Source organism: Devosia beringensis, assembly GCF_014926585.1.
GTDB classification, from domain to species: Bacteria; Pseudomonadota; Alphaproteobacteria; order Rhizobiales; family Devosiaceae; genus Devosia; species Devosia beringensis.
In genome coordinates, this window is record NZ_CP045422.1 from 2,924,536 (window position 1) to 2,950,238 (window position 25,703).

24 protein-coding genes are annotated in these 25,703 nt (G+C 65.1%); 7 read left to right on the forward strand and 17 right to left on the reverse strand.

Annotated elements, in window-relative coordinates:
* Window positions 1-5 precede the first annotated feature (5 nt).
* Window positions 6-1,679, forward strand: a complete 1,674-nt coding sequence (locus tag GDR53_RS14255; protein WP_193335130.1) for a HoxN/HupN/NixA family nickel/cobalt transporter — start codon at window positions 6-8, stop codon at window positions 1,677-1,679.
* 106 nt (window positions 1,680-1,785) lie between these two features.
* Entirely contained in the window at window positions 1,786-2,811 is a 1,026-nt protein-coding gene (hemH, locus tag GDR53_RS14260; protein ID WP_193335131.1) for a ferrochelatase, read from the forward strand.
* Between the two features lie 210 nt (window positions 2,812-3,021).
* Here hemH and GDR53_RS14265 read toward each other — a convergent pair whose 3' ends face one another.
* From GDR53_RS14265 to GDR53_RS14295, 7 genes are all read right to left on the reverse strand, one after another.
* Window positions 3,022-3,750, reverse strand: a complete 729-nt coding sequence (locus GDR53_RS14265) for a FadR/GntR family transcriptional regulator (RefSeq protein ID WP_193335132.1) — start codon at window positions 3,748-3,750, stop codon at window positions 3,022-3,024.
* A 61-nt stretch (window positions 3,751-3,811) separates the two neighbouring features.
* A complete protein-coding gene (locus GDR53_RS14270) occupies window positions 3,812-5,020 on the reverse strand; it encodes an aminotransferase class V-fold PLP-dependent enzyme (protein WP_193335133.1) in 1,209 nt (402 codons plus the stop codon).
* A 1-nt stretch (window position 5,021) separates the two neighbouring features.
* Entirely contained in the window at window positions 5,022-5,909 is an 888-nt protein-coding gene (locus GDR53_RS14275) for an ABC transporter permease (protein ID WP_193335134.1), read from the reverse strand.
* A complete protein-coding gene (locus GDR53_RS14280; protein WP_193335135.1) occupies window positions 5,906-6,835 on the reverse strand; it encodes an ABC transporter permease in 930 nt (309 codons plus the stop codon). Before GDR53_RS14280 ends, GDR53_RS14275 begins: the two co-directional genes overlap by 4 nt.
* A 10-nt stretch (window positions 6,836-6,845) precedes the next feature.
* Window positions 6,846-8,603, reverse strand: a complete 1,758-nt coding sequence (locus GDR53_RS14285; RefSeq protein WP_193335136.1) for an ABC transporter ATP-binding protein — start codon at window positions 8,601-8,603, stop codon at window positions 6,846-6,848.
* A 70-nt stretch (window positions 8,604-8,673) separates the two neighbouring features.
* Window positions 8,674-10,290, reverse strand: a complete 1,617-nt coding sequence (locus tag GDR53_RS14290) for a peptide ABC transporter substrate-binding protein (RefSeq protein WP_193335137.1) — start codon at window positions 10,288-10,290, stop codon at window positions 8,674-8,676.
* Between the two features lie 323 nt (window positions 10,291-10,613).
* Window positions 10,614-12,971 carry a transketolase gene (locus tag GDR53_RS14295; protein WP_193335138.1) on the reverse strand — a complete coding sequence of 786 codons (2,358 nt, stop codon included), beginning with the start codon at window positions 12,969-12,971 and terminating at the stop codon, window positions 10,614-10,616.
* 115 nt (window positions 12,972-13,086) lie between these two features.
* On the opposite strand from GDR53_RS14295, the gene GDR53_RS14300 reads away from it, so the two are divergent.
* Window positions 13,087-13,572, forward strand: coding sequence for an Lrp/AsnC family transcriptional regulator (locus GDR53_RS14300; RefSeq protein ID WP_232846633.1), 486 nt, complete (start codon window positions 13,087-13,089; stop codon window positions 13,570-13,572).
* Window positions 13,573-13,575: 3 nt separating this feature from the next.
* On the opposite strand, the gene GDR53_RS14305 is transcribed toward GDR53_RS14300, so the two are convergent.
* Window positions 13,576-13,938: an SH3 domain-containing protein gene (locus GDR53_RS14305; RefSeq protein WP_193335139.1), complete on the reverse strand. Its 363-nt coding sequence runs from the start codon at window positions 13,936-13,938 to the stop codon at window positions 13,576-13,578.
* 58 nt (window positions 13,939-13,996) lie between these two features.
* Entirely contained in the window at window positions 13,997-14,503 is a 507-nt protein-coding gene (locus tag GDR53_RS14310; RefSeq protein WP_193335140.1) for a pyridoxamine 5'-phosphate oxidase family protein, read from the reverse strand.
* 190 nt (window positions 14,504-14,693) lie between these two features.
* Between GDR53_RS14310 and GDR53_RS14315 the strand changes: the two genes are divergently transcribed.
* Entirely contained in the window at window positions 14,694-15,269 is a 576-nt protein-coding gene (locus GDR53_RS14315) for an NAD(P)H-dependent oxidoreductase (RefSeq protein WP_193335141.1), read from the forward strand.
* Here GDR53_RS14315 and GDR53_RS14320 read toward each other — a convergent pair.
* From GDR53_RS14320 to GDR53_RS14340, 5 genes are all read right to left on the reverse strand, one after another.
* Window positions 15,266-15,472, reverse strand: coding sequence for a YgaP family membrane protein (locus tag GDR53_RS14320; protein WP_193335142.1), 207 nt, complete (start codon window positions 15,470-15,472; stop codon window positions 15,266-15,268). The two genes, GDR53_RS14315 and GDR53_RS14320, sit on opposite strands and share 4 nt — an antisense overlap.
* Before the next feature lie 95 nt (window positions 15,473-15,567).
* Window positions 15,568-15,999, reverse strand: coding sequence for an SH3 domain-containing protein (locus GDR53_RS14325; RefSeq protein WP_193335143.1), 432 nt, complete (start codon window positions 15,997-15,999; stop codon window positions 15,568-15,570).
* A gap of 44 nt (window positions 16,000-16,043) precedes the next feature.
* The gene (locus tag GDR53_RS14330; RefSeq protein ID WP_193335144.1) at window positions 16,044-16,238 is read right to left on the reverse strand and encodes a hypothetical protein; all 195 of its coding nucleotides are present in this window, start codon (window positions 16,236-16,238) and stop codon (window positions 16,044-16,046) included.
* A 95-nt stretch (window positions 16,239-16,333) separates the two neighbouring features.
* Window positions 16,334-16,687, reverse strand: a complete 354-nt coding sequence (locus GDR53_RS14335; protein ID WP_193335145.1) for a hypothetical protein — start codon at window positions 16,685-16,687, stop codon at window positions 16,334-16,336.
* A gap of 251 nt (window positions 16,688-16,938) precedes the next feature.
* Window positions 16,939-17,901, reverse strand: a complete 963-nt coding sequence (locus GDR53_RS14340; RefSeq protein ID WP_193335061.1) for an IS110 family RNA-guided transposase — start codon at window positions 17,899-17,901, stop codon at window positions 16,939-16,941.
* A gap of 284 nt (window positions 17,902-18,185) precedes the next feature.
* Between GDR53_RS14340 and GDR53_RS14345 the strand changes: the two genes are divergently transcribed.
* Window positions 18,186-18,581, forward strand: a complete 396-nt coding sequence (locus GDR53_RS14345) for an endonuclease domain-containing protein (protein WP_193335146.1) — start codon at window positions 18,186-18,188, stop codon at window positions 18,579-18,581.
* Window positions 18,582-18,749: 168 nt separating this feature from the next.
* Here GDR53_RS14345 and GDR53_RS14350 read toward each other — a convergent pair whose 3' ends face one another.
* The 3 genes from GDR53_RS14350 to GDR53_RS14360 form a co-directional block, all read right to left on the reverse strand.
* Complete coding sequence (locus GDR53_RS14350; protein WP_193335061.1) at window positions 18,750-19,712, reverse strand: IS110 family RNA-guided transposase; 963 nt, start codon at window positions 19,710-19,712, stop codon at window positions 18,750-18,752.
* A gap of 286 nt (window positions 19,713-19,998) precedes the next feature.
* Window positions 19,999-22,347 carry an excinuclease ABC subunit UvrB gene (uvrB, locus tag GDR53_RS14355; protein WP_269802209.1) on the reverse strand — a complete coding sequence of 783 codons (2,349 nt, stop codon included), beginning with the start codon at window positions 22,345-22,347 and terminating at the stop codon, window positions 19,999-20,001.
* 470 nt (window positions 22,348-22,817) lie between these two features.
* Window positions 22,818-24,062, reverse strand: a complete 1,245-nt coding sequence (locus GDR53_RS14360; protein WP_193335148.1) for a PQQ-dependent sugar dehydrogenase — start codon at window positions 24,060-24,062, stop codon at window positions 22,818-22,820.
* 214 nt (window positions 24,063-24,276) lie between these two features.
* Here GDR53_RS14360 and GDR53_RS14365 point away from each other — a divergent pair, with 214 nt between their 5' ends.
* On the forward strand, window positions 24,277-24,717 hold the full coding sequence (locus tag GDR53_RS14365; protein WP_193335149.1) for a DUF3429 domain-containing protein: 441 nt from the start codon (window positions 24,277-24,279) through the stop codon (window positions 24,715-24,717).
* A complete protein-coding gene (locus tag GDR53_RS14370) occupies window positions 24,714-25,703 on the forward strand; it encodes an NAD(P)/FAD-dependent oxidoreductase (RefSeq protein ID WP_193335150.1) in 990 nt (329 codons plus the stop codon). The genes GDR53_RS14365 and GDR53_RS14370 overlap by 4 nt, the downstream gene beginning before the upstream one ends.

Here is a 25,703-nt window from a genome sequence, read left to right on the forward strand (position 1 = left end):
ATAGCGTGCGTCTTGGGAATTTCGGACATCGGCTAGCCGGCGCCGCATTGGGCCTTGTGGGACTGGCCGCGCCGGCGATGGCGCATCCGCATATCCTGATCGATGCCAGGGTCAGCATTACCTTCGATGACAGCGGCGCTGTGATCGGCCTGCGCCACGACTGGGCATTCGACACCGCATTCTCGGCATGGGTGATCCAGGGGCTGGACGTCAATGGCGACCGCGAGACGAGTCCGGACGAGCTGCAGGAGCTGGCCGACGAGAACATGACGGGCCTGGCCGAGTTCGATTTCTATACCTATGCCGGTGATGCCGACGCCCCGATGGCGTTCACGCCGGCCGGTGACCAGCGCATGGTCTATGCCGATGGCCATACGACGCTCAGCTATTCGCTAAACGCGACCCAGCCGGCGCCGGTGGGGAAGCGGTTCGAGCTGGGCGTCTATGACCCCGACTACTATGTGGCGATCACCTTTATCGACCCCAGCGCGGTGACACTGGTCAATGCGCCGGCGGGGTGCGGGGTGGTGCTGGAGCCGCCCAAGGAAATGGCCGACGATGTCGCCGAGCGTCTCTACGCGCTGGGCCCCGATATCACGGACCTGCCGCCCGACCTGGCGGCGGCCCTGCGCGGCACGCAGGGGGTGATCGTGATCGACTGCGCTGGCGCAGCCGCAGCGGCGCCGGCCTCGGCGCTCGAGGCGGTGACGGCGGTGGCAGAAGCCAAGCCGGCGACGCCGTTTGGCGGGCCGCCCGTCGAGGTGGGTCTCAACCTGCCGCGCACCGGGTTTTTCGGCTGGCTGGCGACGCAGCAGCGCGACTTCTACCGGGCGCTGACCGAGGCGCTCAATGCGCTGCGCAGCGATTGGACAGCGTTCTGGGTGCTGGGCGGGCTGAGCTTTATCTATGGCGTATTGCACGCGGCCGGGCCGGGTCATGGCAAGGTGGTGATCTCCTCCTATGTGCTGGCCAATGAAAGCCAGCTGCGGCGCAGCGTGCTGCTGAGCGCGCTGTCGGCCATGCTGCAATCGAGCGTGGCGGTGGTCTTCGTGCTGGTGGCGGCCGGGCTGCTGGGGATGACGAGCCTGGCCATGGACAATGCGGCCAACTGGATCGGCATTGCTTCCTACGCTCTGGTGGCACTGCTCGGTCTCTGGCTGATCGCCCGCAAGCTGTTCGGCTGGGGGCACAAGCATGACCATGCGCCAAAGACCGATATGGCCCACAAGGCGCGTGCGCATCTGCATGGCGAGGCCGACCACATGCATGATCACCATGGCGGGCATGACCACCATGACCATGACCATGACCATGACCATGATCACGATGATCACCTGCATATCGTGCCGCCGGCGGTGACGAGCGGGTCCTGGCGCGAGCAGCTGGGCGTGGTGTTGTCGGTAGGGCTGCGGCCCTGTTCGGGGGCGCTGGTGGTGCTGGTCTTCGCGCTGTCGCAGGGACTGTTGCTGGCCGGCATTGCGGCGGTGTTCCTGATGGGGGTTGGCACCGCCATCACCGTGGCGGCCCTGGCGACGCTGGCGGTGACGGCCAAGGGCATGGCGGCGCGCATTGGCGGCGTCGACAACCCGGTGACTGCCAGGATCGTCTGGTGGCTCGAGCTGGCGGGTGCTGTGGCGGTGCTGGGATTCGGCGTGGTGCTGCTGATGGCCAGCCTCTAGCGCCGGATCGGATCACCCGGCGCCGCGCGACCCATCGCCGCCTTGCGCGGCGGCTCGAAGCGGCTATGGTGCGCGCCAGCCTAGAACCCCTCCAAACTGGCGCCCCATGTCCGAACACCTCCCGCCCAATCATCCCGCCGTCCTGCCGCAGAAAATCGGCGTGCTGCTGCTCAATCTGGGCACACCCGACGCCACCGACTACTGGAGCGTGCGGCGCTATCTGCAGGAATTCCTCAGCGACCAGCGGGTGATCGAGACGCCGCGCTGGCTATGGTGGCCGCTGCTCAACCTGGTGATCCTCAGCGTACGGCCGCAAAAGAGCGGCAAGGCCTATGCCTCGATCTGGGACAAGGAACACAATGCCAGCCCGCTGCTGGTGATCACGCGCAAGCAGACCGCGGCGCTGGCCGCGCGGATGGCCGGCCATGACAATGTCATGGTCGATTTTGCCATGCGTTACGGCAATCCCTCGACGCAGAGCGTGATGGAAAAGATGGTGGCCGCCGGGTGCACCAAGATCCTTCTCGTGCCGCTCTATCCGCAGAATTCGGCGACGACGACCGCCACGGCCAATGACAAGGCCTTCGACGTGCTCAAGACCATGCGCCGGCAGCCCGCGGTGCGCAGCATGCCAGCCTATTTCGAAGATCCCAAATATATCGAGACGCTCGGCAATTCGATCCGGGACGGCGTCGCGGCGCTGGATTTCGAACCGGACGTGGTGATCACCAGCTATCACGGCATGCCGGTGACCTATCTGGAGCGCGGCGATGTCTACCATTGCCAGTGCTACAAGACGACGCGGCTGGTGCGCGAATATCTCGGCTGGCCCAAGGAAAAGCTGATGGTGACGTTCCAGTCGCGCTTCGGCCCGACCAAGTGGCTGGAGCCCTATACCGACAAGACGCTCGAAGCCCTGCCGGGCAAGGGCATCAAGAAGGTGGCGATCCTGGCGCCGGCCTTTTCGGCCGACTGCATCGAGACGCTGGAAGAAATCTCGGTCGAAGGCCGCCATCTCTTCATGGAGGCCGGTGGCGAGAATTTTGCCTATATCCCCTGCCTCAATGACAGCCCGGGCGGCATGGACATGATCGAGGACATGGTGCGGCGGGAGCTGAGCGGCTGGTTGTAATATCTACGATCTGACGGGGACGTACCCCACAGCCAGCCATTCGGGCTTAGCCCTCATGGCCTTCTTCGCTTAAATCGCTCCACTGGAGCGATTTATCCTTCGGGCCGCTCTCAAGCCCCTGAGGGGGAGGGACCGCGTGGTGATTGCGGCTGGATTATGCCCAAAACTCGATCTGTCCCTCCCCCTTCAGGGGGAGGTCAGCTGGGGGCGCTAGCTCAGCTTGCCTTCGCCGATGATGGCGCGGACTTCGTCTTCGACGATGTCGAGCATGGCATTGACGGTGGCGACGGCGCGGTCGGGGTCGCCTGCCATGACGGCATCGGCCAGGTCGCGGTGGATGGGGAAAGAAGCCAGGCCGAAATCGTCGGCGCCGAAGGGCGAAGCGCCGCCGCGCTCGAGCGCACGGTCGAGATTGGCGAGGATCTGGCCATACATGGGATTGCCCGAGGCGTCATAGATGGCGCCGTGAAAGGCGTGGTCGGCCTTGCGCCAAGGGCGACCAGCGTCGACTTCGACCAGGAGCGCGTCGCACAGCAAGGAAATCTGCCGGCGCTGGTCCGGGGTGGCGGCGATGGTGGCCTTGCGCACGACGTCGTTTTCCAGCGTGCGGCGGATTTCCATCAGGCGGAGCAGGGCTTCGCCTTCGAGCCGCACCATGGTGGGCACGAGGCCGCGCGAGGTCTGCACCCGGGCGGAGAGATAGGTGCCGTCGCCGCGGCGACGACGAATGATGCCGAGACCCTCCCAGCGATTGAGCGCCTCGCGAATGGTGGAGCGGCCGACGCCAAGCGTCGCCGCCAGCGAGACTTCGGGCGGCAGGCGATCGCCGATCTTGAGGCCAGAGCGCTCGACCATGTCGGCCAGCGCGTCCAGCACCGCCACGCCGCGCGTGCGGGTTTCCAGCGGCTCAAGGTAGCTCAGGGCACTCTGTTGTCGCACGGCGCCTGATCTCCTGGCCTCAGCAAGCAATTCCCCCACACATCACAGTTTGACTGATTTGTCAGCCGTGCAGTGCAGACTGGCGGGGGGCGGGGGCCTGCAATTGCAGCAGGTCGGTCAGCGCCTCGATCAGGATATCCATCTGCGGCTTGGAATTGTAACCCTGCACCGAGAGGCGGCAGATGCAGGTGTCCTGCCATTTAAAGACCGGGATCTCGATATTGTACTTGTCGAGCAGGTCGAGCTTGAGCTGATCCACGTCGCATTCCGGGATCGGCATGGCCACCATTTGCGGGGCCGAGAAGGGCGGGCTGCTGAGCGGGGTAAGGCCGGTCAGCAGGGCCAGGCGATGGGCGGTGTCCTGGGCCAAAGCCTGGCAATGTTCCTGCACGCCGGTCCAGCCATTGGCGCGGCGGAAATCGAGCGCGGCGGTGACGGAAAGCCAGGGCGAGGGGTCGCGGGTGCCCTGCATTTCGAGCTCGTCGATGAAGGGGGAATTGCCGAAGGCGCCCTTGGCGCCCGGTTCCTTGGACTGGGCGGTCCAGCCATGGCTGATGACCAGCGGGTTGATCAGGTGCTGCACGTCGGGGCGGGCATGGAGGAATGCCGAGCCCTTGGGCGCCATCATCCATTTGTGGCAGTTGCCGGCATAGAAATCGGCGCCCAGCTCGTCGAGGGCCAGCGGGATATGGCCGGGGGTATGGGCGCCGTCGATGACGCTCCAGATGCCGCGCTTGCGGGCTTCGGCGATGGCGGCCTCAATGGGGAAGAGCAAAGCGGTCGGCGAGGTAATGTGGCTGAGGAACAGCACTTTGGTGCGCTCGGTCATGCCGGCGATGACGGCCTTGGTGAACTGGGCCTCGGAGGTGAGGGGCAGGGGCACGGTGACGACGACGATCTCGGCGCCGGTGCGGCGGGCGACATAGGCCCAGGTCTTTTCCAGTGCCGAATATTCGTGGTCGGTGGTCAGGATCTGGTCGCCGGGCTGGAGATCGAGCGACTGGGCGACGATGTTGAGCCCGAGCGTAGCATTGGTCAGGCCGACGAGATTGTCAGCGCTGGTGCCCAGTTCGGCGGCCAGAACGATGCGCGGACGGCGCATGTTTTCGGTGAGGTCGCGGCCGAGGAACTCGACGGGCTGGCCCTCGAGCTTGAGCTGCCAGGCCTGATAGGCCTCAAAGACCGGGCGCGGGCAGGCGCCGAACGAGCCGTGGTTGAGGAAGACGACATCCTCGCGGAGGAGGAACTGCCGGGCAAGATTTTCGGACACGTCAGCGGCCTTTCAAAGTCGGATCGAGGGCATCGCGCAAGCCGTCGCCAAAGAGGGTGGTCGCCAGCACGGTGATGGCGAGGGCGGCGGTGGGGAAGAGCGCGAGGTGCCAGTAGAAGAACATGAAATCGATGCCCTCATTGATCATCTGGCCCCAGGTGGGGGTGGGCGGGGGCACGCCGATGCCCAGAAAGCTGAGGCTGGCCTCGAGCATCATGGCGAGGGGTATGGCGAGCACGAAGCCGACGATGATGGGGGATATCGAATTGGGAATGAGGTGGCGGCGGATGATGTACCAGGGCGTGGCGCCCAGGGCCTGGGCGGCGCGGACGAATTCCTTGTCACGCATGGCCTTGATCTGGGCGCGGACCAAAAGGCAGACCTGCACCCAGCCGAAGAGGGCGGCGATCAGCACGATAGTGAAATAGCCGCCGCGGGTGAGGGCGCCCAGCAGCATGGCGGCCAGCAAAGGCGGCACCACCGAGAAGAGCTCGATGACACGCATGATGAACCAGTCGGTCTTGCCGCCGAAATAGCCGGCCAGGGCGCCGAGCGGAATGCCGATGACCACGCTGAACAAAGCGGCGGTGAAGCCGATGGTCAGCGAAACGCGGGCGCCATAGACGATGCGCGTATAAAAATCGCGGCCGAGGCTATCGATGCCGAACCAGTGCTGGGCCGAGGGGAAGGCCAGCGCTTCGGTGAGGAAGGACTGGGCCTCGGGCGGGGCCGGGGTGATCAGCGGGGCAAAGATGGCCATCAGGATGAGCACGGCCAGGACGGCGCCGGCAACGATGGCGGCCTTGTTGCCGGAAAAGCGCTGCCAGGCAAACCAGAGCGGGCTGCGGTGGCGATAGGGGGCGGGGGCGGCGAGGGGCTCGGTGGTCATTGGCCGCCTCCCACGCGGATGCGCGGATTGATCAGCGCATAGACGATGTCGCTGAGCAGGTAGGCGATGCAGTACATGAAGGTGATCATCAGCATCAGTGCCATTTCGAGCGGATAGTCGCGGGTCTCGATCGAAGAGACGAAATAGGCGCCCAGGCCCGGCACGCGGAACATGGCCTCGACAAAGATCGAGCCGGTGGCGGTGCCGATGAACATGGGCAGAAACACCGTGACCAGCGGAATGGCCGAGTTGCGCAGCACGTGCTGGAAAATGATACGGCGTTCGCTGAGGCCCTTGGCGCGCAGCACGGTGACGAAGGGGCGGTTGATGGTGTCGAGCATGGCCGAGCGGGTATAGCGGGCATAGGTGGCCAGCGGGATCAAGGCATAGGCGGTGATCGGCAGGATCCAGCGCTCGGGCTTGCCCCAGCCGCTGGCTGGCAGCCATTGCAGCCAGACGGCAAAGACCAGGATCAGCAGCATGGAGGTGACAAAGACCGGAATGGTCAGGCCGAAGGTGGCGACCGTCGAGGCCAGGTAATCAATCCAGGTATTGCGGTTGAGCGCGGCGGCCATGCCCAGCAGGATGCCGAGCGGGGCGCCGATCAGCACGCCGAGGCCACCGAGCACCAGGCTGGGGACCCAGGCGCGGGAAAGCAAGCCGGTGACGGTATCGCCGGGGCTCTGATAGGGCACGCCGAAATCGAAATGCAGCACGCCCCACATGTAACGGAAATACTGGACATAGAGCGGCTGATCGAGGCCGAGATTGGCCATCAGCTTGTCGCGCACAGCCTCGGATACCGGCATGTCATTGGCGTCGAAGGGGCCGCCGGGAATGGCGTGCATCATGAAGAAGATGATCAGCGACACGACGATGAAGGTGACGGCGACCGAGATGAGGCGGCGGAGGATGAAGGAGATCATGCGCTGGTCCTCATGTCGTCACCAGCGCTTCGACGCGGTGGTTGGGGGCGATGGTGACCAGTTGGGGCGCGGCGTTGGGGGCGAGGCCGGTCTGGATGACAGTATAGCGCGGCGTGGCGGCGGCGAGTTCGTCGGCCGTCAGAAAGCTGCGCTGGCGGCGGTCGCGGGGATTGGCGGCCGGGATCGCGTCGAGCAGAGCGCGGGTATAGGGGTGCTGGGGATCGGCGAAGATGGCCTGCGTGGGGGCCTCCTCGACGACGCGGCCGCGATACATGACCACGACGCTGTCGGTGAGGGATTTGACGGTCGACAGGTCATGGCTGATGAATAGGATCGAGAGCCCCATTTCGGCCTGCAGCTGCTTGAGCAGGCCGATAATCTGCGCCTTGACCGTGACGTCGAGGGCTGAGGTCGGCTCGTCGGCGACGAGCACGGTGGGTTCGAGGATCAGGGCGCGGGCAATGGCGACGCGCTGGCGCTGGCCACCGGAGAGTTCATGGGCGTAGCGTGAACCGAAATTGCGCGGCAGGCCGACGCGTTCGAGCCAGTCGAGCGCCTTTTGCGTCTGGGCGCGCGCCGTGCCCAGACCATGGATATGCAGCGGCTCGGCAATGATCTGGTCCAGCGTCATCATCGGATCGAGGGCGGAATAGCTGTCCTGGAAGACGATCTGCATGCGGCGGCGGTAGGATTTGAGCGCGGTGGCATCCATCGTCGTGATATCGGCACCATCGACCAGGACCTGGCCGGCGCTGGGTTCGGTCAGGCGCATGGCCATCATGCCGGTGGTGGTCTTGCCCGAGCCGGATTCGCCGACCAGGCCCACAATGCGGTTGCGCGGCAGCACGATATCGAGCGGGTGCACGGCGTGGAAATCGGTGTGGCTGGTGACAAAGCCGCTGCGGCGGCCGATGCGATAGGTCTTGGCGAGGCCGCGCAGTTCGAGCGCCGGCGCGGCGGCGGCGTCGAGATCGCCCGAGGGGACGAAGCTGGCATTGAGGCTGGCCAGCAGGGCCTTGGTGTAATCGTGTTTCGGCGCGTCGAATATCTGCTGCACCGGCCCCTCTTCCATGACCTCGCCGCCATACATGACCAGCACCCGGTCGACGGTTTCGGCGATGACGCCGAGATCGTGGGTGATCATGATCAGAGCCATGCCGAACTCGGCCTGGACCTTCTTGATCAGGTAGAGGATCTGGGCCTGGATGGTGACATCGAGGGCGGTGGTGGGTTCGTCGGCAATCAGGATCTTGGGGCGGCAGGACAGGGCCATGGCGATCATGGCGCGCTGCAGCATGCCGCCGGAGAGCTGATGGGGATAGAAGTTGAGGACGTCCTTGGCGTTCTTGATCTCGACGCGCAGCAGCAATTGCTCGGCCTCGGCCAGGGCGTCGCGCTTGCTCGCAGGCCGGTGCGCCTGGATGGTTTCGCAGATCTGGTGGCCGATGGTGAAAACCGGATCAAAGGCCGTCATAGGATCCTGAAAGATCATGGCGGCGGATCGGCCGCGCAGCCGCGCCAGGTCTTCCTTGCCGGCCTTGAGCACGTCGATGCCGTCGAGCAGCATGGTGGTGGCGCTGACATGGGCAGTGGCGGGCAGCAGGCGCAAGAGGGCGCTACAGCTGACCGATTTGCCGGAACCGGATTCCCCGACAATGCCGAGGCTTTCGCCTTCCTCGAGGGAAAAGCTGACGCCCCGCACCGCATCGACCTGGCCGCCATACTGGCTGAAACTGACCCGCAGGTCCTTGATGTCGAGAAGGGGCATGGGCTGGCCTTGCTGTGTAGGGAAGCGCTCCCTGGCCTTGGGAACCAGGGAGCGCGGCGCACGATCGTGACTACTGCTTGGTCAGGTGAGTGAAGAAGTAGTGGCCAAGGCGATCGAGCGAGGTGAAGCCCAGGGCGTTGGGCGTGGAGGCATCGCCGCCGAGTTCATCGGAGATGACGGCGATGGTAATGGGGTGGACGAGCGGCACGATCAGCGCCTGATCGATCATGATCTGCTCGGCTTCAGCATAGAGCTTGTAGCGGGTGTCCCAGTCGCTCTCGGAATCGGCCTGGGAGACCAGCGCGTCATATTCGGGAATGTGGTAGCCGTGGCGACCGCCATTGAAGAAGATGCCGTAGAAGTTGGACGGATCGAGATAGTCGTATTCATAGGGCGCGATGAAGATGTTGTTGGTCTTGTTGCGCAGACCGTCCATCCACTCGGCGCCGGGCAGGACGCGGATGTTCATGGTGATGCCCAGAACGTCCTTGAACTCGGCCTGCAGATATTGCGCCATGGCCGGAATGATGGCGCCGTTATAGCCACCCTCTTCGCGATACCAGATTTCGATCTCGGGGAAGCCGGCGCCGTCAGCAAAGCCGGCATCGGCCATGAACTGCTTGGCTTTTTCGGGATCAAACACGGCTTCGGCAGCGATGTCAGGATTGTAGCCAGGATAGCCGGGCGGCAGGATGGAACCGGCCGGGATGGCGATGTCCTTGAGGACGGTGGAGGTCAGCTCGGCACGATCGACGGCGTAGTAGAAGGCCTTGCGGACATTCTCGTCGTTGAAGGGCGCCGAATCCAGATCGTAGGAGATGTAGGAGGTGGCAAAGACGGCGTTCTTGCGGATGCCATCGGGATAGCGCTGGGTCGCCACCGGCACCTGGCCGGTATTGAGGAAGGAATAGTCGGCGTCGCCGGCGAGGAAGGCGGGCAGGCCGACTTCAGGGGCGCCCAGGCTTGGATCGACTTCGAGGCGGTCGATCTGGGCCTGCCACGGGCCGGTATAGGTGTCGGACTTGGTCAGGACGACCGAGTTGTTGGACTTCTCCCAGCTCTCGAGGTCGAAGGGGCCAGAGGAGACGATGGTATCGACATTGAGGGCCCAGTCATCGCCGAGCTTGTCGACGACATGCTTGGGCACGGGGTACCATAGGCTGGTGACCGATGGCAGGTAGGGTTTTGGGGCGACGGTGGTGACTTCGATGGTCAGGTCATCGACGGCGACGAGGCCAAGCGTGGACACGTCGGCAGTGCCTTCGGTGACTTCCTTCCAGCCCTTGATGCCGCCGGCGAAATCCCAGTACCAGGCAAAGTCATAGCCGCCGGTCGCGGCGCGCTGCAGGGCAAAGACATAGTCTTCTGCCGTCAGCGGCTCGCCATCGGACCAGACCAGGCCGGGCCGCAGCTTGAAGGTCCAGGTCAGGCCATCTTCGGACTGGCTCCAGCTTTCGGCCGCCATCGGCGTCAGCTCGAATTCCTTGTCGAAGGTGGCAATCGGCACCTGCAGCAGCTCGGCAAAGGTGGCCCGGGCATAGACCGTCTTCATATAGTCCATATAGGTGCCCGAGGTGGACTGGCCCGGCGCGACGATGGTGGTCTGGGCCAGCGACGGCATGGTCATGGGCGCGGTCATGGCCGTCGCGACAGCCAATGCCCCGGCGATTTTCAATAGTGTCTTCATTGCAGACTCCCTCCTTGCAGAGCCAATTGTCGACGTTCCCTCGGTGCCGGCGCGATAGCGGCTGGCCGGTCGAATTCTGCGCAGCCAGGCTGCGATCGGCAGATCAAGATTTCCCCTCGAAATCTGCCCAATGACATATGTCTGACAAATCCATTTCCGCTTGGCAAGCCGGTCTGTGGATAGGTTGCTCATTTTCTATCCCTTGATCTGCGGGCGATGCGGAAATGGGCAGATGGTGGTTTGGCAGGCAGCCCGTTGAGAGCGCCTGGTGACGCTCCTCAGCAGGCTCGCGTGGTTTGCCGGGGAAGCGCGCACGAGCACCTTCAGCGGCCCATGCTGACGCGCAGCGCGGTGGCGATGGCTTCCGCGCCGATGCCGAAATGGGCGTAGAGGTCGTTGACGGTACCGGTCTGGCCAAAGTGCTCGACGCCCAGGGTAATGGTGCGATGGCCGAGCACGCTGCCCAGCCAGCCCAACGTCGCCGGATGGGCGTCGATGGCGGTGACGAGGCCGGCGCGATGGGGGATGTCGGCGAGCAGGGTTTCGATATGGCTGGTGGCGGCAGGATCGCCATGCAGGCGGGCGCGCTGCGCGGCGTGCCAGCCGGCATTGAGGCGATCGGCCGAGGTGACGGCCAGGACCGCGACATTGCGGCGGTCGCCGCCAATGGCGGCAGCAGCGGCAATGGCCTCGCTGGCCAGCACGCCCTGATAGGCGATGACCGCCTCGCATTGCGGGGTGGGGGCTTTCAGCCAATAGGCGCCGCGGATGATGCCGGTGGTCAGGGCCTTGTCGACGCTGCGGGGCGGCTGCTCGATGGATCGGGTGGAGAGGCGCAGATAGACCGAGCCGCCGGTAACGTCGCGCGGCCAGTCGGCCAGGTCCGGGCGGGCATCGCCGGCGCGCTGCATATAGTCGAAGGCCCAGTCCATGATGACCGAGAGTTCATCGGCAAAGGCCGGTTCGAAACTGGCGAGGCCATCCTGGGACATGCCGATCAGCGGGGAGGCGATGGACTGGTGGGCGCCACCTTCGCCGGCCAGTGAGACGCCCGAGGGCGTGCCGATGAGCAGGAAGCGCGCATCCTGGTAGCAGGCATAGTTGAGCGCATCGAGGCCGCGGGAAATGAACGGATCGTAGAGCGTGCCGATGGGCAGCAGGCGCTCACCGAAGAGGGAATGGCTGAGCCCGGCGGCGCCGAGCGCAAGGAAGAGGTTCATCTCGGCAATGCCGAGCTCAAGGTGCTGGCCCTCGGGGGTGAAGCGCCATTTCTGGGCGCTGGGAATGGCTTCGGCCTGGAAGACATCGACCATGTCGCGCTGGGCGTAAAGATGGCGGCGATTGACCCAGGTGCCCAGATTGGTCGAGACGGTGACGTCGGGCGAGGTGGTGATGATGCGGCGGGCGAGTTCGCTATCGGTCTTGGCGATGGCGTCGAGGATCTTGCCGAAGGCTGTCTGGGTCGAGGTGGGGCCGGTGCCGACGAACTGGGGCCCGATGGTGGGTACGGCGGGCGAGCTGTGGCGGCGGGAGGCGGTGGTGTTGAAGGGGACGTCGGCGAGGAAGGATTCGATTTCGGCAGCGTTGTCGAGGCCCTCGAATTTCTCCCATTCATGGCCGGGTCGGACGTTCATGGACTGGCGCAGCGTGTCCATCTGCGCTGATGTCATCTGGCCGGCATGGTTGTCCTTGTGGCCGGCGAGCGGCGTGGCCCAGCCCTTGACGGTATAGGCGATGAAGACGGTGGGCTTGTCGCTGGCGGCGGCGGCTTCGAACTGCTCGAGCAGGCTTTGCGTGCAATGGCCGCCCAGATTGCCCATCAGCTCGGCCAGTTGCGCATCGCTGCGGCGAGCGAGCAGGGCGGTCAGGGCGCCCTGGTCGCCGATTTCGTCACTGAGGCGCTCGCGCCAGGCGGCGCCGCCGCGGAACATCAGCGCCGAATAGATGGCATTGGGGGCGGCATCGATCCAGGCCTTGAGCTTGTCCCCGCCCGGCTCGGCAAAGGCGGCGCGCTGCAGGGCGCCATATTTGAGGGTGACCACAGTCCAGTCGAAGGCGCGGAAAATGGCCTCGATGCGGTTATAGAGGCCCTCGCGGACAACGCCGTCCAGGCTCTGGCGATTATAGTCGATGACCCACCAGGTATTGCGCAGGCCATGCTTCCAACCCTCGAGCAGGCATTCATAGACATTGCCCTCGTCGAGCTCGGCATCGCCGACCAGGGCGACCATGCGGCCCTCGGGGCGAGAGGTATCGGCCCAGGATTTGGCGCGGACATAGTCCTGGATCAGCGATGCAAAGGCGGTGAAGGCGACGCCGAGGCCGACCGAGCCGGTGGAGATATCGACGTCGTCGGTGTCCTTGGTGCGGCTGGGATAGGACTGGGCGCCGCCAAAGGCGCGGAAGTTTTCCAGCTTTTCGAGGCTCTGCTTGCCGAACAGATACTGGATGGCGTGAAAGACGGGTGAGGCATGGGGTTTGACGGCGACGCGGTCCTCGGGGCGTAGCACGCCGAAATAGAGCGCGGCCATGATCGCCGCCATGGAGGCAGAGCTGGCCTGGTGGCCGCCGACCTTGACCCCATCGGTATTGGGCCGGATGTGGTTGGCATGGTGGATCGTCCAGTTGGAGAGCCAGAGCGCCTTGCGCGTCAGCGCCTCGATGGTCTTGATCCGGTCCATGCGTGTACCCCCTCTGCAGATGTCTGACATTGCACCTTGCCGCGCGGTGAATCCTGTCTATTCTGCGGCCATATTGGCGGACAAGCGCAGGAAATGCGCAGAAATGGCGGCATGAATGGCGGAAACAGCCAAAATCGCACCAATGGTGCTGACGGCGATCGACCGCAAGATCCTGGGCGCGCTGCAGGCGGACGGGCGGATGACGGTGCAGGCGATTGCCGAGCTGGTGGGGTTGTCGGCGTCGCCGTGCCTGCGGCGGATACGGCAGATGGAGCAGGCGGGGATCATTGCCGGCTACAGCGCCAGCGTCGACCAGAAGGCTGTGGGATTACCGGTTTCGGTCTTCATCTCGATCAAGCTGGAACGGCAGCGGGCCGAGGAGCTCGATGCCTTTGGCGCCGCCATCGGGCGCTGGCCGGAAGTGATGGAATGCTACCTGATGACCGGGCAGTTCGACTTCCTGCTGCGCGTGGTCTGCGCCGATCTCGAAGCCTATGAGCGCTTCCTGCGGGCGCGGTTGACGCAGATTGCCGGCGTCGCCTCGATCGAGAGCAGCTTTTCGCTCGGGCAGATCAAGCAGTCGCGGGTGCTGCCGCTTTAGGCCTTACCAGCCGGGACCGTCGAAATCGGGCGGGGTGACGTTGACCAGGCCACGGCCGACAATGTTGCTGCGCATGACCCAGCCAGTATCGGGAATGTGGCACCAGAGCGTGGCATCGCTGCCGCGCAGGGAGTAGCCGGCATCGCCGATCCAGCTGCCGCGGCGGGAATCGGAATCGCTCTGCGTGCACTGGTCGATGGGGATTTCGGTGCCGTCGGCGACGCGGCCGACGAGCTCGTAGCGGTCGCTCGGCCCGGCATGGATGGCGATATTGCCGCCCGACACCCGGGCGGTGATGGTCATGGCCTGGGCCGGCAGCAGCGTGGCGGCGAGCAGGGCGTTGGCGATGAGCAGGCGCTGGCGCATGGGGGTCTCCGAAGCGTTCAGATGTCCAATGCGCCAGCAGCGCGGCGGTTTCAAGGGTTTAGAGATCGACCTTGGCATTGTCGCCCATATCGGGCGCCTTGCCGGTCAGGGCGGCAAAGGCCATTTTGGCGGTCGAGACCAGCTGGTTGGGGCTGTCCCAGAGCTCGCCATCCTCGGGGGTGACGGTCAGCAGGCGGATGGCCGGATCACTGGCATCGTCCCACCAGGCCTTGTCCCAGTCGCTCCACAGCTCGGTGATCTGGGCGCGGTCATTGCTGAGCTTGGCCTTGCCGGAAATCACCGCATATTTGTGACCGCCGCTATCGACCCAGGCCATCGAGACATAGGGGAAGGCTTCAACCTGCTCGTTCTTGTGGCCTTCCTGGTCGACCAGGAAATAGATGGCGTGATCCTCGCGGAAGACGCGGGCCGAGAGCGGCCGGCTGCGCTGGCGCTCGCCATCCCAGGTGGTGAACATGCAGATGTCGATCTTGTCGGCCAGCTCCCAGATGCGGTCCTGGACTTCCTCTGGCGTCTTGTCATTGTCGTGGTGCGGCTTGACCATGATGGTCTCCTTGGCTGTCTGACAGACCAACGGGTGGCGGCGAATCTGGTTGCCGGGGATTTTTTTTGGCGCGGCGGTGATCCAGGCGTCATCTGGTCACCACCATGAACGCATGATGACTAAATTTGTTCTGGCTCAATGCATTAGGGGCTGGCAGGACTATTCTGGCGGGAAACCTAAGGAGTCGCTGATGCGCATCTATCTGCTGCTGGCCCATCCCGATCGCAATAGTCTGTGCGGCGGCATTGCCGATACCTATCAGGCGGCGGCTTTGGCCGCCGGGCACGACCTGCAGCGGCAGGACCTGGCGACGATGGCGTTCGACCCGATTCTGCACCAGGGGTATAAAGCCATCCAGCCGCTCGAGCCCGACCTGGTCGAGGCGCAAAGACTGATCGACTGGTGCGAGCGCTGGGTGATCGTCTATCCGGCCTGGTGGGGCAGCGTGCCGGCTTTGCTCAAGGGGTTTTTCGACCGCACGCTGCTGCCCGGCCAGGCGTTCGCGCCCCATGACAAGGACCCGCTCTGGGACAAGCTGCTCAAGGGCCGGTCGGGGCAATTGTTCATCACCGCCGACGCGCCGGACTACTGGACCTGGTTCGCCTATCACAATTCGGATGTGCGCATGGTCAAGCATGCCGTGCTTGGCTATTGCGGCATCAAGCCGGTGACGGTGACGCGCTTTGCCGAGGTCAAGACCAGCACCGAGGCGCAGCGCGAGGCCTGGCTGGAAAAGGTGCGGCTGATGGCGGCCAGGCCAGCCTAGCTGCGCCGGACCGGGCAGGTATTGATGCCCAGCAGAGTATAGATCGGGCAGGTGCCGACAATGCCGGTCAGCAGCGGCACGAGGCCGATCAGCATGAACCAGCGCCAGCCGGCATCGGGAAAGGCGAAGAAGGCGGCCAGCATGGCAATGCCGACAACCACGCGCAGGATGCGGTCGGTGCGGCCTTCATTGATCTTGAACATGGCGGGTTCCTCCATTGATGAGGCCCCATGCTAGCAGGACGGCGCGGGCCCACCTTGATCTGGAACAAAGAGCGCCGGCCACGGCGCTGGCACGCTCACTCGGCCGGATCGCCGAAATCGATAGTCGGATCGTCCCAGGCCGGGGTGCCCTCGCCCAAGGCATCGAGCGGATCGAGCCCGTCGCCCGCGGGCAGCAGGCTGAGCGGATCGGCGCTGAGATTGACCAGGGCGCGGCCATCGACCCAGCCGGCGCCGCGCACCAGGCACCAGTCGCCGGCGCCGGGGGCAGGCGCCGCCACGCCCGGCGCGGCGCTGCCGGAGACGAGATCGTTGCTGCAGCGCTCGATCGTGACGGTGGCGCCCGCCGGCAGGTTCTTGCCGGTGGCGGGCGTGTCGGGACCGGGGCCGTCATGCAAAGCCGGCGCGCCGCTGACAGTGGCGGTTTGCGCCGCTAGCACTGGCGCGCCGTGGAGCGCGGCGGCGAGCAGCAGGACGGGCAATAACAGGGCGGCGGGATAAAGGCGCATGGTCCCACCTGCACCCATTGGCGCACCAAAGGCAAGAAGGGCGGTCACTGCCTTATGGTCAGCAGGTTGCGCTCGGGAATCATCACCAGCTCATAGGGCTGGCTCAGCCGGTAGCGGTTATATTCGGGGTTGAACTCGGCAAAGCGGAAGCCGGCTTCGGCCATCTGGCTGGCCTCGGCCAGGGTCAGCGGCAGCGCGCGGCCGGTGCGGCCGGCCAGTTCGGTGGTGAAGATATGCATGATGACCTCGACAGGTTATGTTCACGTTATGTTCTAGCGCGAGGGCAGTCGGGAGTCGAGGGGGATGGTGATCACAAGCGGCGCGCCGCCCGGCCTCAGCCCCCGTGCCGCTGCAGCGCCTGCAGGGCCTGGGCGCGGCCTTGCTCGATCAGGTGCGCATAGCGTTCCTCGAAGGCGAGGCAGGCGGCGGTGAGATTGGCCACCTGGACGACCAGATCGGCCGGGGTCAGGGGCGTGTCGAGGCTGACCGGGTAGAAATGCGGCAGGTCGGCATGGCGGCGGAACAGGCGGTTGGCGCGGTTGAACAGGCCATTGAGCGTGAACATGGTCTGGGTCGAATAGGCGCCGGCAGGCCGCGCGCCGCGCAGCACATAGTTGAAGGCGGCCAGTTCGCGGCCGAGCCGGTTATAGCTGTCAATGCCGCGCGTGCCGAGCTTGGGTAGGGTCATGTCAGTCTCCTTGGGCCTCTGCCTGTGCTGCCGCCATGATAGGCCCGCGGCGGGGCCAGGGGATAAGAGGGACCGGCGGACGCGCCGAAACGCCGCCCGGCTTGCGCTTGCGGTGTCACGGGTAATGGGCGGCCTTTGACTCAATCCAGTTACTAACTCGGGGAGCCAAGGGCCGCCCATCACGGTATCGGCTTGCTTAGGGGGTCTGGTAGGCCCCCACCTAACCTCCCCCTGAGCAACCGTGTTTGCGGTCAAGCTGTGTTGGTGTGCCAGGGGGTGTTGTTGGTGTGCCAGGGGGTGTTGTTGGCAAGGACGGCATTGGCTGTCGTGATGAGTTTGCGCATGGCGGCGACGATGGCGAGCTTTCCCGGTTTGCCCTGGGCGCGCAGCCTTTTGTAGAAGTCGCGGATGGGCGGGTTAGCACGGATGGCCGACAGGGTGGCCATATAGAGAGCGCAGCGCACCGAGAGGCGTCCGCCGGCGATATGGGCCTGGCCGCGCATCTCACCACTATCGCGGTTGAAGGGGGCGACTCCGGCCAAGGCGGCCGCCTGCTTGTTGCCGATGCCGCCCAGCTCGGGCATTTCGGCCAGCAGCACGGCGGCCGTAGTCTGGCCGATGCCGGGGATGGTGGTGAGTAGTTCGGCCCGGCGCCGTAGCGTCGCATCGCTATCGATCTGGCGGGTAATGGCCCGATCCATCTCGCCGATCTGGCTGCTCAAGAAGCCTATATGAGCATCGATGCTGGCTTGCGCCAGCGCAGCTTCAGGGTGCTCGCGACGCTGCTTTTCCATGGCCAGCATATCCACCATCTGGCGGCGCCGGCGCACCAGATCGGCCATTTCCACGGCATTTGGATCGTAGAGGGGGTCGGGATCTGGGTGCATCAGGTGAGCGAAGCGCAGGATCGCCGCGGCGTCAATCGCATCGGTCTTGGCCAGCAGCCCGTCGGCCCGAGCCAGATCGCGCACCCGGCGCGGGTTAATCGTGCTCAGCGCGATGCCATGCTGGCTGAGCGAGCGGGCCATCAGCCGCGTATAGCTGCCGGTGGCCTCACAGACCAGATGGGGCCGGGTCAGGCTGGAGATCTTTTGCACCAACCGAGCCATGCCAGCCGGATTATTGGACACGCGCAACCTGCTCGAGCCGGTGATGGCCAGATCCAGGTGCTTCTTGGAGACGTCGACACCAACATAGTCTGGGGAAAAAATCATGATCGCTCTGCCTTGTATGCGGGCATGTCGCCCAACCAACCGTTCGAGACAGTCAAGATGGGCCGGACGCGTCTGCTCAGGGGCGAGCTTGCTGGCTCTTGGGGGACACACGCTATCCAGCCCGGGAGCCCGGTAAACCCAAAGCTCCCAGGCCGATCATCGCCAATCACGGCCTCCAAGCAAACATACAAGGGGGAGGGACCGCGCGGTGGTTGGGGCGGGATTGTGGGCGAACTCGATGCGCTCCTCCCCCTTCAAGGGGAGGCTGGGTGGGGGTGCCAGACATGAAAGAACAGATCTCCTTTGCCTGCGGCTTGCGGCGGGAGCAGACGGTGGCGGAGCGGCGGTTCTGGGCGCTGCTGGAACCCTGGCGGCGGGCGGGCTGGCATATGCGGCGGCAGGCGCCGATCGGGCCCTATGTGGTGGATTTTGTCTGCAAGCGCGCCGGGATCATTTTCGAGATCGATGGCGACAGCCATTTCACCGAGGCGGGGCTGGCCCACGATGCGCGGCGGACGGCGTTTCTCGTCGGGCTGGGCTATCGCGTGGTGCGGTTTGGCAATGACGACGTGCTGGACAATGCCGATGGGGTGGGGGAGGTGGTGTTCGGTCTGCTGGGGCCGGTGGATGGGGAGCCGCCGGGGTGGGGCACCCCACCTAACTGCGATACCCCCACCTAGATCGGGGTTGGGGATAGGCCCCCGCCTAACCGGCCATTCGAGCATAGCTCTCATGGCCTTCTCGGCTCAGATTGGTCCACCGGACCAATCTGGCCCTGCGGGCATGCCTCGAAGCCCCTGAAGGGCAAGACCCCCACCTAGCCTCCCCCTGAGCAACCGTGTTTGCGGTCAAGCTGTGTTGGTGTGCCAGGGGGTGTTGTTGGTGTGCCAGGGGGTGTTGTTGGCAAGGACGGCATTGGCTGTCGTGATGAGTTTGCGCATGGCGGCGACGATGGCGAGCTTTCCCGGTTTGCCCTGGGCGCGCAGCCTTTTGTAGAAGTCGCGGATGGGCGGGTTAGCACGGATGGCCGACAGGGTGGCCATATAGAGAGCGCAGCGCACCGAGAGGCGTCCGCCGGCGATATGGGCCTGGCCGCGCATCTCACCACTATCGCGGTTGAAGGGGGCGACTCCGGCCAAGGCGGCCGCCTGCTTGTTGCCGATGCCGCCCAGCTCGGGCATTTCGGCCAGCAGCACGGCGGCCGTAGTCTGGCCGATGCCGGGGATGGTGGTGAGTAGTTCGGCCCGGCGCCGTAGCGTCGCATCGCTATCGATCTGGCGGGTAATGGCCCGATCCATCTCGCCGATCTGGCTGCTCAAGAAGCCTATATGAGCATCGATGCTGGCTTGCGCCAGCGCAGCTTCAGGGTGCTCGCGACGCTGCTTTTCCATGGCCAGCATATCCACCATCTGGCGGCGCCGGCGCACCAGATCGGCCATTTCCACGGCATTTGGATCGTAGAGGGGGTCGGGATCTGGGTGCATCAGGTGAGCGAAGCGCAGGATCGCCGCGGCGTCAATCGCATCGGTCTTGGCCAGCAGCCCGTCGGCCCGAGCCAGATCGCGCACCCGGCGCGGGTTAATCGTGCTCAGCGCGATGCCATGCTGGCTGAGCGAGCGGGCCATCAGCCGCGTATAGCTGCCGGTGGCCTCACAGACCAGATGGGGCCGGGTCAGGCTGGAGATCTTTTGCACCAACCGAGCCATGCCAGCCGGATTATTGGACACGCGCAACCTGCTCGAGCCGGTGATGGCCAGATCCAGGTGCTTCTTGGAGACGTCGACACCAACATAGTCTGGGGAAAAAATCATGATCGCTCTGCCTTGTATGCGGGCATGTCGCCCAACCAACCGTTCGAGACAGTCAAGATGGGCCGGACGCGTCTGCTCAGGGGCGAGCTTGCTGGCTCTTGGGGGACACACGCTATCCAGCCCGGGAGCCCGGTAAACCCAAAGCTCCCAGGCCGATCATCGCCAATCACGGCCTCCAAGCAAACATACAAGGGGGAGGGATCGGATCGAGTTTGTCCACGATGGCGCCCACCCACTGCTCGGCCCCTCCCCCTTCAGGGGGAGGTTGGGTGGGGGTGTCGGGGGCCTAGTTGACCTCGCCAGACAGCGTATCGAGTTCCATTTCGCGCAGGCGCTTGACCTCGTCTCTAAGGCGGGCGGCTTTCTCGAACTCCAGGTTGGTCGCGGCTTCGCGCATCTGGGTTTCGATGTCCTTGATGACGGCGGCGAGGTTGGCGCCGACTTCGACGCGTTCCTTGCCGTCGCGGCCTTTGCCGATCGATACCGTGACGTGGTCGCGCTCGTAAACCGAGTCGACGATGTCATGGATATTGGAGCGGACCGAGGCGGGGGTGATGCCGTTGGCCTCATTGTACGCCACCTGCTTTTCGCGGCGGCGGCCGGTTTCGGCCAGCGCGCGCTCCATCGAGCCGGTAATGCGGTCGGCATAGAGGACCACCTTGCCGTCGACGTTACGGGCGGCGCGGCCGATGGTCTGGATCAGGGAGGTTTCCGAGCGGAGGAAGCCTTCCTTGTCGGCGTCGAGGATCGCCACGAAGCCGCATTCGGGGATGTCGAGGCCTTCGCGCAGCAGGTTGATGCCCACGAGAACGTCGAAGGCGCCCAGACGAAGATCGCGGATGATCTCGATGCGCTCGATGGTGTCGACGTCGCTATGCATGTAGCGGACGCGAATGCCCTGCTCGTGCAGATATTCGGTGAGGTCCTCGGCCATTTTCTTGGTGAGGACAGTGAGGAGGGTCCGGTAGCCGAGTTTGTTGACCTGGCGGATCTCGTCGACCACGTCATCGACCTGGTTCTTGGCCGGGCGGATTTCCACCGGGGGATCTATCAGCCCGGTGGGGCGGATGACCTGTTCGGCAAAGACGCCGCCGGTCTGCTCCATTTCCCACTTGCCGGGCGTGGCCGAGACATAGACCGATTGCGGCCGCATGGCGTTCCATTCCTCGAAACGCAGCGGGCGATTGTCCATGCAGCTTGGCAGGCGGAAGCCATATTCGGCCAGCGTGGCTTTGCGACGGAGATCGCCGCGATACATGGCGCCGAGCTGGCCGATGGTGACGTGGCTTTCGTCGACGAACACGAGCGCATTGTCGGGGAGATATTCGAACAGGGTGGGCGGCGGCTCGCCCGGCTTGCGGCCGGAAAAGTAGCGGGAATAGTTCTCGATGCCGGCGCAGGAGCCGGTGGCTTCCATCATTTCGAGATCGAAGAGGCTGCGCTGTTCCAGCCGCTGGGCCTCGAGGAAACGGCCAGCGCCGTTGAGCTCCTGCAGGCGGGCATTGAGCTCGGTGCGAATGGCCTTGATGGCCTGGTTCATGGTGGTGCGCGGCGTCACGTGGTGGGAATTGGCGAAGACGCGGATGAAGGTGAGGTCGGCCGACTTTTTACCCGTCAGGGGGTCAAACTCGGTGATGGACTCGATCTCGTTGCCGAACAGCGACACGCGCCAGGCGGCGGCTTCATAGTGGGCGGGGAAAATTTCCACCGTGTCGCCGCGCACCCGAAAGGTGCCGCGCACAAAGCCGGTATCGCCGCGCTTGTATTGCAGCGCCACCAGCTTGGCGAGCAGCTCGCGCTGGTCGATCTTTTGCCCTTTTTGAACGTCGATGGTCATGGCCGTGTAGTCTTCGACCGAGCCGATGCCGTAGATGCAGGAGACCGAGGCGACGATGATGACGTCATTGCGCTCGAGGATCGCCCGCGTCGCCGAGTGGCGCATGCGGTCGATCTGCTCGTTGATGGTGGATTCCTTCTCGATATAGGTATCGGTCCGCGGCACATAGGCCTCGGGCTGGTAGTAGTCGTAATAGGAGACGAAGTACTCCACCGCATTGTCGGGGAAGAAGCTCTTGAACTCGCCATAGAGCTGGGCGGCGAGGGTCTTGTTGGGGGCGAGGATCAGCGCCGGGCGATTGGTGGCGGCAATCACTTGCGCCGCGGTGAAGGTCTTGCCCGAGCCGGTGACGCCGAGCAGGACCTGGTCGGTCTCGCCATTGTTGACGCCTTCCACCAGCTCGGCAATGGCGGTGGGCTGGTCGCCGGCGGGGGTATAGGGCGTGACCATGCGGAAGGGCTTGCCGACATCGCGCTTGAGGTTGGACTGGGCCTTGTGCGGCACCCAGGGGGAAGAGCCTTCCACCTCCTTGCGGCCATGTAGGATGATCTGTTCGAGCGCCATGACGGTGGCGGTGACGCCGACGGTTTCGGCGCCCTCGACGGTGCGGCTGGAGCCGGCCTTGGACTTGGCGCTGGCCATGGCACTGCGCAGCTTGCCCTCGGTTTCGGGGTTCTGGCTGGTGCTGGCGCCTGTGGAGGGCACATGGCCGAAGCCGGCCTGCGGGCTTTCGCCCATGCCGTCGAAGTCGACGCGGTCGACCGAATTTATTTTTGTCTTTGAAGACTTCGCCGACATGCCTGTAGCGGTGTCGTTGGAGGACTTGGTGGTGCGGCGCTTTTCCAGCGCGGTCTTCTTCTTGGCGGCGGTTTCGAGCGCCTTACGGGCATCCTCGAGCACCTGCTCGGCATCGGCCGCGACCTTCTGGTCGGCCCGGTCCAGCGCGCGCTTGTTGCGCATGCGCTCGGCATAGAGCGGCTTGGAGGCCAGGATATCCTCGGCCTTCTCGATCTCGCCGAGAAAGTCATCGATGGAAAAATCGGCTTTGCCGGGGCGGGCGGATTTGTCGGCCATGGGGAGACACCGGGGGTCGGGGGGAGCAGCGCATATGGGGAACGGCGCGCGCCAATGCAATGTTTCGGTGAGCTTAGCCGCTATCGAACAGGGAGGGAACAGGGCTGCTGACAGGGCGTGTCAGCACGCTGCCTGCTGTGGGCGGAAAAGCCAGCGCCCATGGGCGCTGGCAGCACGTTGCAACAAAGCCGGGCTTAGTCGGCACTGCTGACGCGGATGATGGCGGAGGTCCCGGCCTCGCGATCCTCGGTCACCGCATAGATGGCGCCGTCGGGTCCAATGCGGACGTCGCGGACGCGGGCCTCGAGCGGGATGCGCTCCTCGAACTCGACGCGATCATCGTCGCCAAGATGGACGACAACAAGGCCGGTGGTGACGAGGCCGCCAATGATGAAGGTATTGTCCCAATCGGGGAATTCGTCGCCTTCATACCAGGCCATGCCGGAGGGGGCGATGACGGGATCCCAGTAATAGACCGGCTGCTGGGTTTCGCTGCTGGCGGTAATGCCCTCGCCGATGGCGTCGCCGCTATATTCGATGCCATAGGCAACATCGGGCCAGCCATAGTTGAGGCCGGCTTCGGGCCGGTTGAGCTCATCGCCGCCGCGGGCGCCATGCTCGACCAGCCAGAGGCGGCCGTCGTCATCGAGCGCGGCGGACTGCACGTTGCGGTGGCCCAGGCTCCAGATCTCGGGCAGGGCGCCTTCGGTCTCGACAAAGGGATTGTCCTCGATGGGCTCACCCTCGGCGGTGATGTGGAAGACCTTGCCGAAGCCGCTGGCCAGTTCCTGCGCCTGGACGCGGGTGACGTCATCGGAGCGTTCGCCGACGGTGATATAGAGCGAGCCGTCTGCATGGGGCACGATGCGCGAACCAAAATGCTTGTCGCCATCATAGGTGGGCTGCTGGGCAAAGATGGTGGTGGCATCTTCAAGCGTGCCGCCGCCTGCCTCGTCGAGCACCAGGGTCGCCGACGCGACGGTGGTGCCATTGCCGCCCTCACGGGGCTCGGCATAGGAGAAGTAGATGCGGCCGCTATCTTCGTAGTCGGGCGCCAGGGCCACGTCGAGCAGGCCGCCCTGGCCGCGCGCATCGACCTCGGGGACGCCCTCGATGGCCGGACCGGCTTCGCCGTCCTCACCGATGACATGCAGCGCGCCCTGCTTGGCGGTGACCAGCATGCGGCCATCGGGCAGGAATTCCATGGCCCAGAGCAGTGGCAGGCCTTCGGCCACGGTTTCCGTGCTGGTTTGCACCGGCTCGGCCGGCTGGGGTGCGCGATACTGGTCGGGCGAGGCGGGCTCCTGGTCGGGGGCGTTGGCGGGCTGGGTTTCGACGGGCTCGCCGGCGGCGGGTTCGGTGGTCTGGGCCAAAGCCGGGGTCAGCAGAAGGGTCAGCGACAGGGCGGTGCCGGTCAGCAGGCGACTGGTGTTGATCATGGTTTTCCCATCCAAGATTTTGAATCCATTGATTTTTCGCACAGCGTGCCGTGCGGGGCTCAAGGACTAAGGGCGGGAGCAGCGCTATCGTTGCATGGGCGGCGGTCACTAAAAACGGAGCGGGCGGGCTCCGTTGGCAGGCAGGCCCGGCAAGGCTGACCCAAAGCCGGCGAGCATGCGTATCAAGGTATTGGACACAAGACCGAGAGCGCCCATGACCCGCGACAATCAACGCCTTGCCAGCGTGCTGACCCTGGCGGGCATTGCCCCGATCTGGCTGCTGCTGGGCGCCCGACTGTGGTTGGGCATGCCGGCGCTGGTGCTGGCGCCATGGGCGCTCGGCTATGGCGCGGTGATCGCCAGCTTTGTCTGCGGCGTGCATTGGGGGCAGTTCATGAGCCAGAGCGAGACCATGCCGGTCAACCTGCTGGTCACCAGCAATGTCGGGGCGCTGCTGGCCTGGGGATTTTTGGGGCTCGGGCAGGTCTGGGTGAGCGGCGCAGCCCTCGGCCTGGCGCTGCTGCTGGCCGGGGTTTTGGCGCTGGACGCGATCATGCTGCGGCGCGGGGTGATCGACCCCTGGTTCTGGCGGCTGCGCTGGCAGGCCAGTGCCGGCCTGGGACTTGGCCTCGTGGCGTGGGGGATGCTGGCATGAGCCGGGTCGCGATCATCGGGGCGGGCATGGGTGGGGCGGCTTTGGCGCAGGCGCTGGCCGGGCAGCACGACGTGGTGCTGTTCGAAAAGGGCCGCGGCATGGGCGGGCGCATGGCGACGCGGCAGGCGCCGGGTTTTGCCTTCGACCACGGTGCGCAGTTCTTCACGGCGCGCAATCCGCGCTTTGTCGCCCTGGTCGAGCAGGCGATGGCGGCGGGCGCGGTGGCGCCCTGGGACGGGGCGATCGCCAGTGTGGCGGCTGATGGCAGCGTGAGCCTGGCCTTGCCGCGCGACACCAACTATGTCGGCGTGCCGGGCATGAACGGCTTTGTGCGGGCGGTGGCGGGCGATGTCGAGTTTCGCCCCGGCGTGGACGTGGCGCCGCTGACGCTGCGGCAGGACGATGGCTGGCGGCTGGCGGCGGTGGACGGGACCGCGCTGGGCACATTCCACTGGGTGATCTCGAGCACCACGCCGCACCAGACGCAGGCGCTGTTTGCCGGCACGGGGGCGGGCGCGGTTGTGCCGGACGGCCTGGCCATGTTGCCCTGCTATGCGCTGCTGCTGGGCTTTGAGGCGCCGTTCGAGCGCGACTGGGTGATGGCGCGCCTGGCGGCGGGACCTGTGGCCCTGGTCAGCATCAATTCGAGCAAGCCGGGGCGCGACAGGGCCGTGGGCACGCTGGTGGTGCATTCGAGCAGCGCCTGGGCGGCAAGCCAGCTGGAACAGGACCCGGTGCTCACTGAGGCGGGCATGGTGGCGGCGCTGCGCGAAGCGCTGGATGTGGATGCGAGCGCGGCGCCCTTCCGGGCGCTGCACCGCTGGAAATCGGCGCGGCTGGATGGCGAGGCAAATTACCCGCCGTTTATCGACCGGCAACGGGGCCTGGGCGCCACCGGCGACTGGACGACGGGCAGCCGGGTGGAAAACGTGGTGCTGAGCGCGCTGGACCTGGCGGGGATGATTGGGGATGGGGCCTCAGGTTGA

What these genes read in the sequence shown, in the direction of transcription:
- hemH (WP_193335131.1), top strand. Translation starts at nt 1,786, where the DNA reads ATGTCCGAACACCTCCCGCCCAATCATCCCGCCGTCCTGCCGCAGAAA.
- GDR53_RS14275 (WP_193335134.1), bottom strand. Translation starts at nt 5,909, where the DNA reads ATGACCACCGAGCCCCTCGCCGCCCCCGCCCCCTATCGCCACCGCAGC.
- GDR53_RS14280 (WP_193335135.1), bottom strand. Translation starts at nt 6,835, where the DNA reads ATGATCTCCTTCATCCTCCGCCGCCTCATCTCGGTCGCCGTCACCTTC.
- GDR53_RS14285 (WP_193335136.1), bottom strand. Translation starts at nt 8,603, where the DNA reads ATGCCCCTTCTCGACATCAAGGACCTGCGGGTCAGTTTCAGCCAGTAT.
- GDR53_RS14290 (WP_193335137.1), bottom strand. Translation starts at nt 10,290, where the DNA reads ATGAAGACACTATTGAAAATCGCCGGGGCATTGGCTGTCGCGACGGCC.
- GDR53_RS14295 (WP_193335138.1), bottom strand. Translation starts at nt 12,971, where the DNA reads ATGGACCGGATCAAGACCATCGAGGCGCTGACGCGCAAGGCGCTCTGG.
- GDR53_RS14300 (WP_232846633.1), top strand. Translation starts at nt 13,087, where the DNA reads ATGGCGGAAACAGCCAAAATCGCACCAATGGTGCTGACGGCGATCGAC.
- GDR53_RS14305 (WP_193335139.1), bottom strand. Translation starts at nt 13,938, where the DNA reads ATGCGCCAGCGCCTGCTCATCGCCAACGCCCTGCTCGCCGCCACGCTG.
- GDR53_RS14310 (WP_193335140.1), bottom strand. Translation starts at nt 14,503, where the DNA reads ATGGTCAAGCCGCACCACGACAATGACAAGACGCCAGAGGAAGTCCAG.
- GDR53_RS14315 (WP_193335141.1), top strand. Translation starts at nt 14,694, where the DNA reads ATGCGCATCTATCTGCTGCTGGCCCATCCCGATCGCAATAGTCTGTGC.
- GDR53_RS14320 (WP_193335142.1), bottom strand. Translation starts at nt 15,472, where the DNA reads ATGTTCAAGATCAATGAAGGCCGCACCGACCGCATCCTGCGCGTGGTT.
- GDR53_RS14325 (WP_193335143.1), bottom strand. Translation starts at nt 15,999, where the DNA reads ATGCGCCTTTATCCCGCCGCCCTGTTATTGCCCGTCCTGCTGCTCGCC.
- GDR53_RS14330 (WP_193335144.1), bottom strand. Translation starts at nt 16,238, where the DNA reads ATGCATATCTTCACCACCGAACTGGCCGGCCGCACCGGCCGCGCGCTG.
- GDR53_RS14335 (WP_193335145.1), bottom strand. Translation starts at nt 16,687, where the DNA reads ATGACCCTACCCAAGCTCGGCACGCGCGGCATTGACAGCTATAACCGG.
- GDR53_RS14340 (WP_193335061.1), bottom strand. Translation starts at nt 17,901, where the DNA reads ATGATTTTTTCCCCAGACTATGTTGGTGTCGACGTCTCCAAGAAGCAC.
- GDR53_RS14345 (WP_193335146.1), top strand. Translation starts at nt 18,186, where the DNA reads ATGAAAGAACAGATCTCCTTTGCCTGCGGCTTGCGGCGGGAGCAGACG.
- GDR53_RS14350 (WP_193335061.1), bottom strand. Translation starts at nt 19,712, where the DNA reads ATGATTTTTTCCCCAGACTATGTTGGTGTCGACGTCTCCAAGAAGCAC.
- uvrB (WP_269802209.1), bottom strand. Translation starts at nt 22,347, where the DNA reads ATGTCGGCGAAGTCTTCAAAGACAAAAATAAATTCGGTCGACCGCGTC.
- GDR53_RS14360 (WP_193335148.1), bottom strand. Translation starts at nt 24,062, where the DNA reads ATGATCAACACCAGTCGCCTGCTGACCGGCACCGCCCTGTCGCTGACC.
- GDR53_RS14365 (WP_193335149.1), top strand. Translation starts at nt 24,277, where the DNA reads ATGACCCGCGACAATCAACGCCTTGCCAGCGTGCTGACCCTGGCGGGC.
- GDR53_RS14370 (WP_193335150.1), top strand. Translation starts at nt 24,714, where the DNA reads ATGAGCCGGGTCGCGATCATCGGGGCGGGCATGGGTGGGGCGGCTTTG.